Origin of the sequence: Streptomyces sp. URMC 126 (assembly GCF_051386555.1) — a bacterium.
Taxonomy (GTDB): Bacteria; Actinomycetota; Actinomycetes; order Streptomycetales; family Streptomycetaceae; genus Streptomyces.
This window is the reverse complement of the sequence record NZ_JBPQTX010001423.1, coordinates 1-231: the sequence shown is the minus strand read 5'-3', so window position 1 is coordinate 231 and position 231 is coordinate 1. Positions and strand designations below refer to the sequence as shown.

Genomic DNA, 231 nt, shown 5'->3' with positions numbered 1-231 from the left:
CCCGTGGTGATGGTCAACTGGGAGTTCTTCGACAACCAGACGCCCGAGAGCGCCAGGAAGTTGGTGGACGACCTGCGCGCCGGGCGCGAGGTGCGGCCCACCCGCGGCGCCCCGCTGTGCACCTTCAAGGAGACCGCCCGCATCCTCGCCGGGTTCCCCGACGAGCGGCCCGGTGCCGTCGAGGAGAGCGGCAGCGCGGGCCCGGCGTCGCTGGCCGGACTGAGGCTGGCC

1 pseudogene is annotated in these 231 nt (G+C 74.0%); it reads left to right on the top strand.

What is annotated here, in order from left to right:
• A pseudogene (locus ACSNOK_RS36520) lies at nt 1-231 on the top strand (NADH-quinone oxidoreductase subunit NuoE); the annotation flags it as partial.